Source organism: Azorhizobium sp. AG788, assembly GCF_004364705.1.
Lineage (GTDB): Bacteria > Pseudomonadota > Alphaproteobacteria > Rhizobiales > Xanthobacteraceae > Azorhizobium > Azorhizobium caulinodans.
This window is the reverse complement of record NZ_SOBM01000004.1, coordinates 212,858-225,490: the sequence shown is the minus strand read 5'-3', so window position 1 is coordinate 225,490 and position 12,633 is coordinate 212,858. Positions and strand designations below refer to the sequence as shown.

The 12,633-nt window shown below is 66.3% G+C and carries 9 protein-coding genes and 1 tRNA gene; 2 read left to right on the top strand and 8 right to left on the bottom strand.

Annotated features, from left to right (window positions below):
* Positions 1 to 48 precede the first annotated feature (48 nt).
* Positions 49 to 1,278, bottom strand: coding sequence for an MFS transporter (locus DFO45_RS11785; protein WP_012170141.1), 1,230 nt, complete (start codon positions 1,276 to 1,278; stop codon positions 49 to 51).
* 312 nt (positions 1,279 to 1,590) lie between these two features.
* Here DFO45_RS11785 and DFO45_RS11780 point away from each other — a divergent pair, with 312 nt between their 5' ends.
* On the top strand, positions 1,591 to 2,979 hold the full coding sequence (locus DFO45_RS11780; protein ID WP_245518044.1) for a lysophospholipase: 1,389 nt from the start codon (positions 1,591 to 1,593) through the stop codon (positions 2,977 to 2,979).
* Between the two features lie 91 nt (positions 2,980 to 3,070).
* Here the strand turns inward: DFO45_RS11780 and DFO45_RS11775 are convergent, their stop codons facing one another.
* From DFO45_RS11775 to DFO45_RS11745, 7 genes are all read right to left on the bottom strand, one after another.
* Positions 3,071 to 3,349: an HU family DNA-binding protein gene (locus DFO45_RS11775; RefSeq protein WP_012170139.1), complete on the bottom strand. Its 279-nt coding sequence runs from the start codon at positions 3,347 to 3,349 to the stop codon at positions 3,071 to 3,073.
* Between the two features lie 351 nt (positions 3,350 to 3,700).
* Positions 3,701 to 6,121 (bottom strand): endopeptidase La, encoded by a 2,421-nt coding sequence (gene lon / locus DFO45_RS11770; protein ID WP_043879089.1) that lies wholly within the window; start codon positions 6,119 to 6,121, stop codon positions 3,701 to 3,703.
* Between the two features lie 288 nt (positions 6,122 to 6,409).
* Positions 6,410 to 7,678 carry an ATP-dependent Clp protease ATP-binding subunit ClpX gene (gene clpX, locus DFO45_RS11765; RefSeq protein ID WP_012170137.1) on the bottom strand — a complete coding sequence of 423 codons (1,269 nt, stop codon included), beginning with the start codon at positions 7,676 to 7,678 and terminating at the stop codon, positions 6,410 to 6,412.
* Between the two features lie 561 nt (positions 7,679 to 8,239).
* The gene (gene clpP / locus DFO45_RS11760) at positions 8,240 to 8,872 is read right to left on the bottom strand and encodes an ATP-dependent Clp endopeptidase proteolytic subunit ClpP (RefSeq protein WP_012170136.1); all 633 of its coding nucleotides are present in this window, start codon (positions 8,870 to 8,872) and stop codon (positions 8,240 to 8,242) included.
* 64 nt (positions 8,873 to 8,936) lie between these two features.
* Positions 8,937 to 10,286, bottom strand: coding sequence for a trigger factor (gene tig, locus DFO45_RS11755; protein WP_133865016.1), 1,350 nt, complete (start codon positions 10,284 to 10,286; stop codon positions 8,937 to 8,939).
* A 102-nt stretch (positions 10,287 to 10,388) separates the two neighbouring features.
* A tRNA-Leu gene (locus tag DFO45_RS11750) sits at positions 10,389 to 10,473 on the bottom strand.
* Positions 10,474 to 10,651: 178 nt separating this feature from the next.
* Positions 10,652 to 11,551, bottom strand: a complete 900-nt coding sequence (locus DFO45_RS11745; RefSeq protein WP_133865015.1) for a LysR family transcriptional regulator — start codon at positions 11,549 to 11,551, stop codon at positions 10,652 to 10,654.
* A 104-nt stretch (positions 11,552 to 11,655) separates the two neighbouring features.
* On the opposite strand from DFO45_RS11745, the gene DFO45_RS11740 reads away from it, so the two are divergent.
* Complete coding sequence (locus DFO45_RS11740; protein ID WP_133865014.1) at positions 11,656 to 12,546, top strand: aldo/keto reductase family oxidoreductase; 891 nt, start codon at positions 11,656 to 11,658, stop codon at positions 12,544 to 12,546.
* Positions 12,547 to 12,633 lie beyond the last annotated feature (87 nt).

The following is a 12,633-nucleotide window of genomic DNA, read 5'->3' as shown; positions in this document are numbered from 1 at the left end:
AAGCCGGGCGCCTCGCGGGGCGTCCGGCTTGCGACGCCAGTTCGCCCGTCAGGTCAGCGCCTCGCCCCGGCGCTCCGGCACGAGGAAGACGGTCACCACCATGTCGAGCACATAGATGCCCGACAGCAGGGCGATGGTGAGCGCAAAGGAATACTGGCTGGCGAGGATGCCGATGACGAGCGGCCCGAAGCCGCCCACCCCGCGCCCCAAGTTGAAAAGCACGTTCTGCGCCGTAGCACGGGCGGCGGTGGGATAGCACTCGGACAGCAGGGCCCCATAGCCGCCCATCATGCCGTTGACGAAGAAGCCCATGACGGCGCCGCCGATGAGAAGCGCCGAGGCATCGGTGAGCTGGGAATAGACCACCAGCGAGACGGCAGCGCCGATCTGGTAGAGGATGAGGCTTGGGCGGCGGCCGATGCGGTCTGCCAGCTGGCCGAAGCCCCAGATGCCCGCCGCCATGCCAAGGATGGTCACGGCCGTCCAGAGCGAGGACTTGGTGAGCGAATAGCCGAACCTCTGGGAGAGATAGTTCGGCAGCCAGATCATGATGCCGTAATAGCCAAAGTTCTGGACCGCGCAGAGGACGAACATGGCAAAGCTCGTCTTCGTCGTCTCCCAGTCCTTCACCAGCAGGCCCAGCGGCAGGGGCTGGCGCGGCCCCTTGGCGCGGGCGACGAAGATCTCCGGCTCCCCGAGCGTACGGCGCACGATGAAGGCGACCACGGCCGGCGCGATGCCCACTGCGAACATGCCCCGCCAGCCGATGAGGGGCAGCAGGAGCGGTGTGACCAGAGCCGCCAGCAGGACGCCGCCCTGCCAGCCGAGCGCCACATAGGACGAGGCGCGGGCGCGCTTCTCCGCCGACCAGGCTTCGGTCGCGAGCGCCATGCCGATGCCGAACTCGCCGCCGAGGCCAAGGCCAGCGACGAAGCGATAGGCAAGCAGGTCCCAGAAGCCCTGGGCGAGGGCACAGAGGCCGGTGAAGACGGCAAACAGCAGGATGGTCCAGGCCAGCACGCGGACGCGGCCGTAATAGTCCGACAGGACGCCGAAGAGGATGCCGCCCAGCACCGCGCCGATGAGCGTCCAGGTGACGAGGGCACCGGATTGCACCGGGGACAGGCCGAGGTCGGTGGCGATGGCCGGCAGCATGAAGCCGAGGATGAGCAGGTCGAAGCCATCCATGGCAAAGCCGAGCGTGGAGCCGATCAGCGCCTTGCGCGCGTAGTCCGGTGACGATCCGGCCCCTGCGCCGGCGGTGATGTCTGCACTCATGGGGCGCCCCTTCCCTGCCCGCCGTCCGGCGGTCCGCGCACGCGGCGCGCGTCCTTAGCGCCATTCATTTGCCGGCTCAATCCACATGGACGGAGCCCCAGCCATGCGAAGCCGTGCAGAGGCCCCCGGCCGGATATGCGCCGGCGCGCCCCGCAAGGCCTGGAGGGGGCGAAACGCCGCGTGATCGAAGCTTGATCTTCGCCTTTGACGCGGCAGGCAGTAACGTCCGCGCATCGTCACGCCTTCTGATCGTCCGGCTCGCGCATGGGCATTGAGACGTGCACCGGCCCCGTGATCCCGAGGAGTTGCGCCATGGCGCCCATGTCACGATCCGTCCCCGTCCCTGCCCCGCCAGATGAAGACGCGCGCGCGACCGGCCCCGTCGATGGGCTGCGGCGGGCGCTGGTGCTGGGCACGGGCGTGGCAGCACTGGGACTGGCTGACGCCAAGCACTCCGCGCATGCTGCCAGTGGGGCGGGACGCGGCATCGATCTCTCCTGCCGGGTCAGCCGCGCGCGGCTCGATGCGCTGGTGGCGGATGCGTTTCCGCTCTTCAACGCACCGGTCATTCTTCCCGCCTTCGATGCCAAGGCGCACGGCGCGCGGTTCGACGTGGACCTGCACCGCCTCGTCACGGACGTCACCGTCCCCGAGACCGGCGAACGCCTCAAGATCAGCGGCCTTCTGGCCCTTCCGGCGGGCGCCAAGGGGCCCTTGCCCGTCGTGTCCTGGCAGCACGGCACGATCCTGTCCTTCGATCAGGTGCCCTCGAACCTGACGCGTATCGCCGATCCCACTTACCGGACGAGCGATGCGGCGGATTCCCTCGAAACGCTCTTCAACGTGCAGCGCTTCGCCGGACAGGGGTATGCGGTGATCGCCGCAGATTATGTGGGCAAGGGACCGTTCCGGGGCGACCGGGGCGAGGCCTATGCGGTGAAAGGCGCCTCCGTGCGCACCTGCCTCCAGATGCTGGCCGCCGGCAAGACGGCGCTGCGGGCCCTGGGGTGCAGCCCTGGCAAACTCTTCCTCCACGGCTGGTCGCAGGGCGCCATCAACACGCAATGGCTGCATCAGGCGCTGCGGGAGGACGGCCGGCCCATCGCCGCGACGGCCGTCGCCAGCCCCTTCAATGACCTCAACGAGACGTGGCGCTTCTGGACCGGAGACGCGATGTTTCCGCTGCCCAGGGGCACGACCTCCTATCCCCCGCTGCCGGTCTGGATCGGCTTGTGCATGATCATCGCGCTCGGCAGCTACGAGCTTCAGTACAATCTGCCGGGCTTGCTGAAGACGGCCGTGCGCCCCGAATATCAGGATCTCGCGCAGACCTACTGGACGCGCTACGAGCTCGACGACGCGCAGATGAAACGGCTACCCACGGGCGCGGAGCTACTGGTGCCGGGCTTCTTCGAGCGCTTCACCGCCGACCAGAACAGCGCCTTCCTGCGGCATCTGGCGGCCAACCGCGCATCCTACTGGAAATATGACAGCCCGATCCGCTTCCATTACGGGCTCGCCGACGAGGCGATCCACCCTGCCATGGTGTTCCGCGCGCTTTCGGCGGGGGGCAGGCAGGCGGCGGGCGTGCCGGTGGCGGGGGGAAGCCACCGCGGAACCTTCATCGCCGGTCTCTATGGCGATGCCGCGACGCTCGCGGGGAGCGACAACATCCTGAACTGGTTCAACAGCCTCAGGTAAACCGGCCCCGGGATGGCGCAAGCCAGACCTCGGGAACGGGAGCCGGGGCGCCCCGCCCGCACAACGCGGACGGAGCGCCACACGGAATGGATCAGTCGTTGACCGCTTCCTTGAGGCCCTTGCCGGGGGTGAACTTCGGCGCCTTGGAGGCGGCGATCTTCACCGGCTTGCCGGTCCGCGGGTTGCGGCCCTCGCGGGCGGCGCGGGTCACGACCGAGAAGGAGCCGAAGCCGATGAGCTTCACTTCTTCGCCGTCCTTCAGCGCCTTGGCGATGATGTCGAACGTGGCATCCACGGCAGCCGCCGCAGCCGCCTTCGTGAGCTTGGCCTCTTCGGCCACCGCGGCGATCAGTTCGTTCTTGGTGGTCATGTGACCGTTCCTTCCATTGTATCTCTCGAATCGCAGGGCGTTGGCCTCAACGATGGGCGGGAAGCTTTACGGAAAATGTGGCTTTTGCAAGCGCCAAAGCGCCACAAACCCGCATAAACAAACGATTTCCAACGGTTCCGGCAGCCGCGCGCACCAGCGTTCGCGCCCCGGAGCCTGCGGAGCAGCGTTACTTAAGTAACTGTGTTTGCAGTGGAATTTTCGCGACGCCCTGAGCCGGGCGACAGCGATGGAGCAAAGGCACGGCCGGCGGCATCGCAGGCGGCATCCACACAAAGAAAAATGGCCCGGAATCGTGATTCCGGGCCACTTCCAACCGCGATGGGCGACGACTCAGTGGGCGACGACGCCCGCCGCATCCTCGTCCGGAACGACCGCGCCGCTCACCGGCTGCTCGGTCCAGGAGATCGGCTCGGGATGCCGCAGGAGGGCGTGGTGGAGCACCTCGTCCATGCGCGACACCGGAATGATCTCCAGCGCGTTCTTCACATTGTCCGGGATGTCCGCCAGATCCTTGGCGTTCTCCTCGGGGATCAGCACCTTCTTGATGCCACCGCGCAGGGCGGCCAGCAGCTTCTCCTTGAGGCCGCCGATGGGCAGCACGCGGCCGCGCAGCGTGATCTCGCCGGTCATCGCCACGTCACGGCGCACGGGGATGCCCGTGAGCACGGAGACGATGGTGGTGGCCATGGCGACGCCGGCGGACGGGCCGTCCTTCGGGGTCGCGCCTTCGGGCACGTGGACGTGGATGTCCCGACGCTCGAACAGCGGCGGCTCGATGCCGAAGTCCACCGAACGCGACCGCACGTAGGAGGCGGCGGCGGAGATGGACTCCTTCATCACTTCCTTCAGGTTGCCGGTCACCGTCATGCGGCCCTTGCCGGGCATCATGACGCCTTCGATGGTCAGCAACTCGCCGCCCACCTCGGTCCAGGCAAGGCCCGTGACGACGCCAACCTGGTCTTCCCGCTCAATCTCGCCATAGCGGAAGCGCGGCACCCCGAGGAAGGTCTCCAGATTCTTGGCGGTGACCTTCACCGACTTCTTCTTGGAGATGACGAGTTCCTTCACCGCCTTGCGGGCGAGGGTGGAAATCTCGCGTTCGAGGTTACGCACGCCCGCCTCGCGGGTGTAGCGACGGATGACCTGCAGCAGAGCCGCGTCATCGATGGACCATTCCTTGGCCGAGAGACCGTGCTTCTGAAGCGCGTTGGGGATCAGGTGCTTGCGCGAGATCTCCGCCTTCTCGTCCTCGGTGTAGCCGGCGATGCGGATCACTTCCATGCGGTCCAGAAGGGCCGGCGGAATGTTCAGCGTGTTCGCCGTGGTCACGAACATCACGTTCGAGAGGTCATAATCGACCTCCAGATAGTGATCGTTGAACGTCGGGTTCTGCTCGGGGTCCAGAACCTCCAGCAGGGCCGCCGACGGATCGCCGCGGAAGTCCGCGCCCATCTTGTCGATCTCGTCCAGCAGGAAGAGCGGGTTCGACTTCTTGGCCTTGCGCATGGACTGGATGATCTTGCCCGGCATGGACCCGATATAGGTCCGCCGGTGACCACGGATCTCCGCCTCGTCGCGCACGCCACCGAGGGAGACGCGCACGAACTCGCGGCCCGTCGCCTTGGCGATGGAGCGGCCGAGCGAGGTCTTGCCGACGCCGGGAGGGCCGACGAGGCACAAGATCGGGCCAGCCAGCTTGTTGGCGCGGCTCTGCACGGCGAGATACTCGACGATGCGTTCCTTGACCTTGTCGAGGCCGTAGTGGTCGGAATCGAGCACCGACTGGGCGAAGGGCAGGTCCTTCTTGACCTTGCTCTTGATGCCCCACGGGATCGACAGCAACCAGTCCAGATAGTTGCGCACGACGGTGGCTTCCGCCGACATGGGCGACATCTGGCGGAGCTTCTTCAGCTCGTGCGTCGCCTTCTCGCGTGCTTCCTTGGTCAGCTTGGTGCGCTTGATGCGGTCTTCCAGCTCCTGAAGGTCGTCGCGACCGTCCTCGTCGCCGAGCTCCTTCTGGATCGCCTTCATCTGCTCGTTGAGATAGTACTCGCGCTGGGTCTTCTCCATCTGGCGCTTCACCCGCGTGCGGATGCGCTTCTCCACCTGGAGCACGGAGATTTCGCTCTCCATCAGCCCGAGCACCTTCTCCAGCCGGTCGGCGACCTTCACGGTCTCCAGCACGGCCTGCTTCTCGGGGATCTTCACCGCGAGATGGGATGCGATGGTGTCGGCAAGCTTGGCGTGATCCTCGATCTGGCCGACGACGCCGACCACCTCGGGAGACACCTTCTTGTTGAGCTTCACATAGTTTTCGAACTCGTTGACCACCGAGCGCGCGAGCGCCTCGGCCTCGACCACATCGCCCACCTCGTCGGGCAGGGAGATGGCCTCGGCCTCATAGAGGTCGGCACGGTCCGTGTACTGCACCACCTGGGCGCGGGTGACGCCTTCCACCAGCACCTTCACGGTGCCGTCGGGCAGTTTCAGGAGCTGGAGGACGGTCGCCAGCGTGCCGACGCGATAGATGGCATCGGTGGCCGGATCATCGTCCGAGGCGTTTTCCTGGGTGGCGAGAAGAATGTAGGTATCGCCCCGCATCACTTCTTCCAGCGCGCGGATGGACTTCTCGCGGCCGACGAAGAGGGGAACGATCATGTGCGGGAAAACCACGATGTCCCGCAGGGGGAGCACCGGGAAGGTCTGTGCGACGCCGGGAACGAGAGGCGGGCGCTGCTTGGGGCTCGTCATGACCCAATCCTTTCTAAAGACGCCAACGCAGACGACAATGCATTCGCCTGCGTGGTCGCAGCCGGGACGGGAGCGGATGATCGATGCTGGAGCGGCGATAAGGCCGCGAGAGGCACAGGAACCGAGCCCGGGAACCGGAGTGTTGACCAAGACATGGAGAGCGCCCCGCTGGCTTTCAAGACCGTTGGGAAGGCTCCCGACACCGCACGTGAAACATTCATGAAACAGGCAGGTTCTGGCGTTTCCCCCGCGCCGGCGGCGCGAGGGAAGGAAGCGGGATAAACCCCGTCAGGCGCTGGCGCCGGCGTCGCCGACACGGTCCGCGTAAATGTAGAGCGGGCGCGCATTCTGCTCGACCACTTCCTTGCTGATCACCACTTCCTCGACGCCTTCGAGGCCGGGAAGGTCAAACATGGTGTCCAGCAGGATTCCTTCCATGATCGAGCGCAAGCCGCGGGCGCCCGTCTTGCGCTCGATGGCCTTGCGGGCGATGGCGCCCAGCGCTTCCTCATGGATGGTGAGATCCACGTTCTCCATCTCGAAGAGGCGCTGATACTGCTTCACCAGCGCGTTCTTCGGCTCGGCCAGGATCTGCTTGAGCGCCGCCTCGTCGAGGTCGTTGAGCGTGGCAAGCACGGGCAGACGGCCGATGAACTCGGGGATGAGGCCGTACTTCAGCAGATCCTCGGGCTCCACCTCGCGGAACAGCTCGCCGGGACGACGCTCCTCGACCGGGGCCACCTTGGCGCCGAAGCCGATGGAGGTGCCGCCCTTGGAGCGGGACGAGATGATCTTGTCGAGGCCCGCGAAGGCGCCGCCGCAGATGAAGAGGATGTTGGTGGTGTCCACCTGCAGGAATTCCTGCTGGGGATGCTTGCGGCCGCCCTGCGGGGGCACGGAGGCAACGGTGCCTTCCATGATCTTCAGCAGGGCCTGCTGCACGCCCTCGCCCGAGACGTCGCGGGTGATGGACGGGTTGTCGGACTTGCGACTGATCTTGTCGATCTCGTCGATGTAGACGATGCCGCGCTGCGCCCGCTCCACATTGTAGTCGGCGGCCTGGAGCAGCTTGAGGATGATGTTCTCCACATCCTCGCCCACATAGCCGGCCTCGGTCAGCGTGGTGGCGTCGGCCATGGTGAAGGGCACGTCCAGGATGCGCGCCAGCGTCTGGGCCAGCAGCGTCTTGCCGGAACCCGTCGGGCCGATGAGCATGATGTTGGACTTGGCCAGTTCCACATCGCCGTGCTTCGTGGCGTGGTTCAGGCGCTTGTAGTGGTTGTGCACCGCCACCGAGAGGACCTTCTTCGCATGGTCCTGGCCGATGACGTAGTCATCGAGAACCTTGCGGATCTCCTTCGGGGTGGGGATGCCATCGCGGGACTTCACCAGGGAGGACTTGCTCTCCTCGCGGATGATGTCCATGCAGAGTTCGACACACTCGTCGCAAATGAAGACCGTAGGCCCTGCGATGAGCTTGCGGACCTCGTGCTGGCTCTTGCCGCAGAACGAGCAGTAAAGCGTGTTCTTGCTGTCGCTGCCGCCGGTCTTGCTCATCTTCATCTCCGTGCGGTCCGCCCCTCCGGCTCAGGTCCTGTTCAGGACCCCTCCCCGTCTGGACGGAACCCTTGTTGGGGCCGGCGACGCTGCGCCTGAGCCCCGTGCCGGCCTTTCGACCGTTTCCTGGAACGTCGCACCTTGCGGTCCGGGTTCCATGCCTCGCCTTGTCACCGCAGCCCTGAGTACCGCCTCAGCCTTGCGGCTACCTGTCATATACGTGACGTTTTCCGCCCCGTATCAGCCAAGCATCCCTCTTGGGTCCAATCAAGACGCCTGTGTTGGCACATGCATATGGCGTGCCGACACGCGTCCTGCCAGAGACCCGCGATCCGGAAATGAACGAATGGTGAAGCCAGTCGCGCACCCCGGATCGTGCGCCGCCATCGGACGGATGGCTACATCGGGAACGCCGAGGCGGTATTTCCTGCCCCGGCGCGACGCTAAAATTGCGAAGCCCCGACGCAGCCGGTCAAATGCCGGCTATTGGGGCCATGCAAGCGCGATATGGCGGTGCACGCAAGAGCATTGCGCACACCGCCCCCTGAAAACGTCGAAGGATCAGGCCTTGGCCGGCTCGTCCGAGGGACGCTTGTCGATCACGGTATCGATGAGCCCGAACTCCTGAGCGGCGTTCGCCGTCATGAAGTTGTCGCGCTCGAGGGCGTCCTCGATCTTCTCGATCGGCTGGCCCGTATGCTTCACATAGATTTCATTCAGCCGCTTCTTGAGGCTGAGGATCTCCTGCGCGTGCAGCATGATGTCCGTGACCTGGCCCTGGAAGCCGCCGGACGGCTGATGGACCATGATTCGAGCATTCGGCAGCGCGAACCGCAGGCCCTTCTCGCCGGCGGTCAGCAGCAGGGAGCCCATGGAGGCGGCCTGGCCGATGCACAGCGTGGACACCGCCGGGCGGATGAACTGCATGGTGTCGTAGATCGCGAGACCCGACGTCACCACGCCGCCCGGCGAGTTGATGTACATGGAGATTTCCTTCTTGGGGTTTTCCGCCTCAAGAAAGAGCAACTGCGCCACCGCCAGCGTGGACATCCCGTCTTCCACCGGACCGGTCAGGAAGATGATCCGCTCCTTCAGGAGACGGGAATAAATGTCGTACGCGCGCTCCCCGCGGTTGGTCTGCTCGACCACCATGGGGACGAGGTAGTTCATATAAGTATCGACAGGATCACGCATTTTTGGTCCTCGGCGCGGAGAATGCGCGCAAATCGTCGCAGGCAGCGGTGAAGGTGGCCTGAACTCAGGCCGCCTTCTCCTCTTCCTCCTTGTAGAGCTCCTCGCGGCTGACCTGCTTCTCGGTCACCTTGGCGAGCTCCAGAAGGAAGTCGACGACCTTCTCCTCGAACAGGGGCGCACGCAGGGACGCCATCGCCTGCGCATTGCGGCGATAATATTCCCACACCTGCTGTTCCTGGCCGGGGAACTGACGCGCCCGCTCGACAACCGCACGCGTCACCTCGTCGTCGGTGACCTGTATATTGTTGCGCTCCCCGATCTCCGCAAGAACCAGGCCAAGGCGCACGCGGCGCTCGGCAATGCGCTGATATTCGGCGCGGGCTTCCTCTTCCGTCGTGCTCTCGTCGGCGAAGGTGCGGCCCTGCTGCTGCAGATCGGTCTGGATCTGCTGCCACACGCCCTCGAACTCCTGCGAGACGAGGGTCGGGGGCACGTCGAACTTGTGGCCGGCGTCGAGCGCGTCGAGCAGCTGACGCTTCACGCGCTGCCGGGTGGCGCCTTCATGCTCCTTGGCGATGCGCTCGCGCACATTCTCCTTGAGCTTGTCGAGGCTCTCGAGACCCAGCGTCTTGGCGAACTCGTCGTCGATGGTCAGCTCGCCGGGAGCCTCCACCTGCTTGGCCTTCACCGCGAAGGACGCATCCTTGCCGGCGAGCTGGGCCGACAGATAGTTCGTCGGGAAGGTGACATTGATGGTGCGCTCCTCGCCGGCGGACAGCCCGATGAGCTGCTCCTCGAAGCCGGGGATGAAGCTGTTGGAGCCGATCACCACCGGCACGTCCTCGCCGGCGCCGCCCTCGAACGGGACGCCGTCGATGGAGCCCACGAAGTCAACGGTGATGCGGTCGCCCGAAGCGGCGGCGCCTTCCTTGGCGGCGAAGGAGCGGTTGCCGTCGGCAATGCGCTTCACCATCTCGTCCACCTCTTCATCGGTGACGATGGCGACGGGCTTCTCGATGGCGATGTCCTTGAAGTTGCCGAGCTCGATCTTCGGCAGCACTTCCAGCTCGACCGTGTACTTGAGGTCCGCCTGGCCCTCGATGACGCTCTTCACTTCGTCCTCGGCCTGGGGCAGCTCGACCTTCGGCGGCAGCGCGAGGCGCAGGCCGTTGTCCTCGACGATCTTGCCGTTGGCCTCGGTCACGGCCTGCTCGATCACCTCGGCCATGACGGACTTGCCGTACAGCGACTTGAGGTGGGACAGCGGCACCTTGCCGGGGCGGAAGCCGTTGATCCGGACCTTGTCCTTGAGCTCGACCAGGCGATCCTGAGCCTTGGCGTCGAGCTCGGCCGCGGGGAGCACCACAGTGTAGGCGCGCTTGAGGCCCTCGGCCTGGGTTTCGGTCACCTGCATCGTCTTGCCTTCATCCATAAGCCGCGCACGGCGGTTCGGTTCGAATCTGTCCGGCGCGGCGGAAGCGCTGCGCCCTCATCCCTGCGGAAACGGGTGTGGACGTGGTGCGGGCGGAGGGTTTCGAACCCCCACGACTTTCGTCACGGGAACCTAAATCCCGCGCGTCTACCAGTTCCGCCACGCCCGCATACGGGCATCGGGGCGCACGCGCAAGGCGCACCCCTCTCGCCCGTTCGACCGATTGACTCGGGTCCGGCCGGGTTGGGGCTTATATCACGCCCGATTTCCCGTGCAGCAAGAAAAAGCACCCGTCACCAGGGCAGGCTTATGGACAACGCCCGCCGCAGACGGACCCAGCGTCAGCCTTACTGCCGCGTCCGCACGAAATCCACGAAGGCCCTGAGCGGCGCCGGCACCAGCCGGCGGCCCGGATAATAAAGGAAGGGCCCCGAGAAGCGTGGCCACCACGCCTCCAGCACGGGCTCCAGCGCGCCGCTGTCCAGATGCGGGCGCAGCCAGTCCTCGAACAGAGCAATGATGCCCGTTCCGGCCACCGCCGCCTCCACTGCAAGCTCCGTCGCGGCCCCGACGCTCACCAGCAGCGGGCCCGTGGGCTCGACGCGCACCACCTCCCCGTCCCGCTCGAACTCCCAGGCCATCATGGCGCCGCTGCTGAAGCGGGCGAGCAGGCAGGCATGGGCGAGCAGGTCGCGCGGATGCGCCGGCCGACCCCGCCGGTCGAGATAGGCCGGCGCCGCCGCCGTCGCGAAGCGCTGCGTGCGCGGGCCGATGGGCACGGCGATCATGTCCTGCTCCAGCCGCTCGTCATAGCGGATGCCGGCGTCACAGCCCGCCGCCAGAAGATCGACGAACGTGTCCTCCGCCGTGATCTCCAGCCGGATGTCGGGATAGGCGGCCAGGAAATCCGGCACGAGCGACGGCAGCACGAGGCGCGCCGCGCTCACCGGCACATTGAGCCGCAGGGTGCCGGCCGGCCGATCCCGGAACCCGTTCACCACATCGAGCGCCGCCTCCACCTCGCCGAGCGCCGGGCCGAGCCGCTCCATCAGCCGGGCGCCCGCCTCGGTGGGGGCGACGCTGCGGGTGGTGCGGTGGAGCAGCCGCACCCCGAGCTGCGCCTCCAGCCGCCGCACGGCGTCGCTGAGGGCCGAGGGACTCGCCCCGCTCACCCGCGCCGCATCCCGGAAGCCCCGCGCCCGCGCCACAGCCATGAAGGCGCCGAGGTCGGACAGATCGATGCTCATTGTTCTGAAATCCGCACAAGCCGTACGGACTGTGCGGGATTATCGACGCGCGCGGCAAGGCCTAATTGCTGTGGCGAGCCATCGGCCACCCAACGGAGACGCCCATGTCCAGCATGTCATCCACCTCCAGCATCACGGCCGCCGGCAGCTACCGGCTGGGCGATCGCACTTTGAACCGCCTCGGCTACGGAGCCATGCAGCTTGCCGGGCCCGGCGTATTCGGCCCGCCGAAGAACCGGCCGGAAGCGCTCGCGGTGCTCCGCGCCGCTGTGGCCGCAGGGGTGAACCACATCGACACCAGCGACTTCTACGGGCCGCATGTCACCAACGAGATCATCCGCGAGGCACTCGCGCCTTATCCTGGAGACCTCGTGCTGGTGACGAAGATCGGCGCCCGCCGCGGGGCGGATGCGTCCTGGCTCCCCGCCTTCTCGCCGGACGAACTGAAGCGGGCCGTGGACGACAATCTCAGGAACCTCGGGCTGGAACAGTTGGAGGTCGTGAACCTGCGGCTGATGTTCGATACGCACGGACCGGCCGAAGGCCCCATCGCGGAGCAGCTGGCCGTGCTGGCGGACCTGCGCCATCAAGGCCTCGTCCGCCACATCGGCCTCAGCAACGCCACCGCGCGCCAGATCGCCGAGGCGCGGCAGATGGTGCCCATCGTCTGCGTCCAGAACCAATACAATCTCGCCCACCGGGCGGACGATGCGCTCATCGACGATCTCGCCCGCGACGGCATCGCCTATGTGCCCTTCTTCCCCCTCGGCGGTTTCTCGCCGCTCCAGTCCGCTACGCTGTCGGAGGTGGCCGAAGGATTGAAGGCCACCCCGATGCAGGTGGCGCTGGCGTGGCTGCTGAAGCGTTCGCCCAACATCCTGCTCATCCCCGGCACCTCATCTACCGCGCATCTCAAAGAAAATCTGGCGGCAGCGGAACTGGACCTGCCCCCTCAGGCCCTCGCCGCCCTCGACGGCATCGGCCGCGCCGGCTGACGGGGCGCCACCCAGCGAAAAGGCTCTCAACCCTGCGATCCGGCGGGCCCGGATCGCAGGGCGGCCCCTGATCGGCGTGGGCCGCAT